Origin of the sequence: Sporosarcina sp. NCCP-2222, from assembly GCF_023168145.1 — a bacterium.
Lineage (GTDB): Bacteria > Bacillota > Bacilli > Bacillales_A > Planococcaceae > Sporosarcina.
The window spans coordinates 105,687-108,626 of record NZ_BQYK01000006.1 but is presented as its reverse complement, the minus strand read 5'-3'; the positions used below and the strand labels follow the sequence as shown (position 1 = coordinate 108,626).

Here is a 2,940-nt window from a genome sequence, read left to right as displayed (position 1 = left end):
TGGGTTCTTGACAACCTGGAATATGTATTTGTGGCCGCTGCTCATTACGACCAATCAGTCTGTCCGTACTGTGCAGATTGGGCTTAAGCAATTGCAGTCCCAAGAAATTGCGACCGAATGGGGGGTGGTCATGGCAGGCGTCATTGTTGTTATCATTCCGACACTATTATTGCTCTTTATCGGACAAAAGCAATTGCAGAAAGGTTTGTCGCAAGGCGCTCTAAAATGAAGCTAGTAGTTGGCGAATAAAACAAAAGGGGTGTAGGCAGGAAATGAAGAAGTTTGTGAAAAGTCCTTTTCTATGGCTGCTTATAGTAGCGATGGCCATCTTAACGGCCTGTACGAACAGTGATAGTAATACAAATAGCGAATCCTCCTCTGATGGGGACACGGGAGCAACAAAGGAACCGGCGAAGACAGAGGAAGGCAAAGTGTCCGTTGAGTTCTGGCATGCGATGTCAGGAACGGGACAGGAGTCGATTGACGCCATCGTGAAAGGCTTCAACGAATCGCAGGATAAATATGAAGTGAACGCAGAATATCAGGGATCCTATGAAGAATCATTGACGAAGCTGCGCAGTGTCGGCGGAACAAAAGACGCCCCTGCCATTACACAAGTCTTTGAAGTAGGAACAAAATACATGATTGACAGCGGATATATCGAACCGATGCAATCGTTCATCGACAAGGACAATTATGATCTGTCCCAACTCGAGGAAAATATCTTGAATTACTATCGCGTGGATGGAGATCTATATTCCATGCCGTTCAACTCCTCGACGCCAGTCATGATTTATAACAAGGCAGCGTTCGAGAAAGCTGGACTTGACCCTGAAAAGGCGCCTGAAACGTTCTCTGAAGTGATGGCGGCGGCAGAAAAATTGACGACGGATGACATGAAGGGCTTCTCCATGCTCACATACGGCTGGTTCTTCGAGCAGCTTGTGGCTACACAAGGCGGCCTTTATGTGAATGAAAACAACGGACGCACTGGAGATGCGACTGAAGCGGTCTTCAATGGCCTAGAGGGACGCAATGTCTTTGATTTCCTTGACCGGATGAACAAAGCAGGAACATTCGGCAACTTCGGAACGAACTGGGATGATATCCGTGCTGCATTTGCGACAGAAAAAGTAGCCATGTACATGGATTCTTCAGCCGGTGTCGCGGGAGCCATCGCGAATGCTCCATTTGAAGTCGGCGTCGCCTATATTCCACATGCAGACGAAGTGAAACGCAATGGTGTGGTCATCGGAGGAGCTTCCCTCTGGATGTCGAAAGGAATTGCCGAAGAGGAACAGGAAGCGGCTTGGGAATTCATGAAATACTTAACGACGCCAGAGGTGCAGGCGAAGTGGCACCTCGACACAGGCTATTTCGCCATCAACCCGAAAGCTTATGACGAGGAGAATGTAAAAGCGAAGTGGGCGGAATATCCACAATTCAAAGTCACCGTCGACCAGCTCCAAGATACAGTGCCTGGCTATGCAACACAAGGCGCACTGATCTCGGTATTCCCAGAATCCAGACAGCAGATCGTCACGGCACTCGAAGAACTTTATCAAGGAAAAGACCCGCAGGAAGTGCTGGATAAAGCAGTAGAAGGCACAAATCGGGCAATGGAGATTGCAAATAAGACAAAGAAATAAAAGCTGAAGCGCCTTCGCCTAAACCAGGTGAAGGTGCTTTTGTAATTCATTTGTAAATAGAGGAATATGTCTACGAATCTTTCAAATGCTATGCTATAGTAATAGAGGAACTGACCACTTATGGTTTTAAGTAGCATTTGCACTTAAAATAGATAAAAAGAATGAAGGAGATGAAGGAATGTCGCTTTTGAAAAAAGTGGGCATGTGGATTGTCATCCTGGCACTCACAGTAAGCGGTTTTTCATTCGGTTTGAATGCAAGCGCTGCCAGCAAACATGACGTGACGCGCGGAGAATTCATTACTGCAGTCGTAAAGGCGCTTGAATTAGAATTGGGAGACGGCACATCGCATAAATTTACAGATGTCGATGAGAAATTGGCGCCATTTGTTGAAGCTGCCCTCTCAAACGGCTTGGTAAAAGGAGCTACGGCTTCCGAATTTAAACCGGGCGAAAAATTGACACGTGAGCATGCGTTCTTAATCGTATCTCGTGCTGTCAAGACGGACGAAGTGTTTCCAACAACATTGCTTGATAAATTTAAGGACAAAGACCAATTCAAAACGAATGAACTCGAAGAATTGGCGAAAAGTGTAGGCTTGGATATTTTCAGAGGCTTTGAAGATGGAACAGCGAAACCGCAAAAGGCTGTAACCAAAGTCCAAGTGAAAAAAATCATTGATCGCTTGCTGGAAGTACATAATGCACAACCAGAACAGCCAGGCGAACAACCAGGTGAACAACCAGGTGAACAACCGTCCAATGACAATGTTTCACTTCGTATTCTTGGCACAAGCGATTTGCATACGAACTTTGTAAACTATGATTACTATCAGGACAAGCCGACAAATGAATTCGGTTTGGCAAAGACAGCCGTCCTTATCGATGAAGCACGCGCTGAGAACCCGAACAACTTGTTGTTCGACAATGGTGACTTGATTCAAGGAACACCGCTTGGTGCATATAAAGTATCTGTCGATCGTCTGGAAAAAGGTGAACTCCACCCAGCGATGGCTGCTCTTGGCACACTTGAGTTTGATGCAAGCACACTAGGGAACCATGAGTTCAACTATGGCTTGGACTACTTGGATATGGTTTTAGAAGAAGCTCCATTCCCTGTATTGAATGCGAACGTGTATGATGCGGTAACAGGCAAGAATCGTTATACGCCATATGTAATTTTGGATAAGAAAGTAGTAGACGGAAAAGGGAACGAGCAAGAATTGAAAGTGGGCGTAATCGGAGTGGTTGCCCCTGGAATTATGCGTTGGGACCGTGCATTGCTTGAAGGA

The 2,940-nt window shown here is 46.1% G+C and carries 2 protein-coding genes and 1 pseudogene; all 3 read left to right on the top strand.

Annotation, left to right across the window (positions count from 1 at the left end):
• Positions 1 to 229 (top strand): annotated as a pseudogene (locus tag NCCP2222_RS13910) (carbohydrate ABC transporter permease); the annotation flags it as partial.
• A 43-nt stretch (positions 230 to 272) separates the two neighbouring features.
• Positions 273 to 1,649, top strand: coding sequence for an ABC transporter substrate-binding protein (locus NCCP2222_RS13905; RefSeq protein WP_248512953.1), 1,377 nt, complete (start codon positions 273 to 275; stop codon positions 1,647 to 1,649).
• 178 nt (positions 1,650 to 1,827) lie between these two features.
• The coding region (locus NCCP2222_RS20750; RefSeq protein ID WP_282570707.1) for an S-layer homology domain-containing protein at positions 1,828 to 2,940 on the top strand (1,113 nt) is incomplete at its 3' end.

Excerpts from the sequence above, each read along its gene's own strand:
- NCCP2222_RS13905 (WP_248512953.1), top strand. The coding sequence starts at position 273 with ATGAAGAAGTTTGTGAAAAGTCCTTTTCTATGGCTGCTTATAGTAGCG.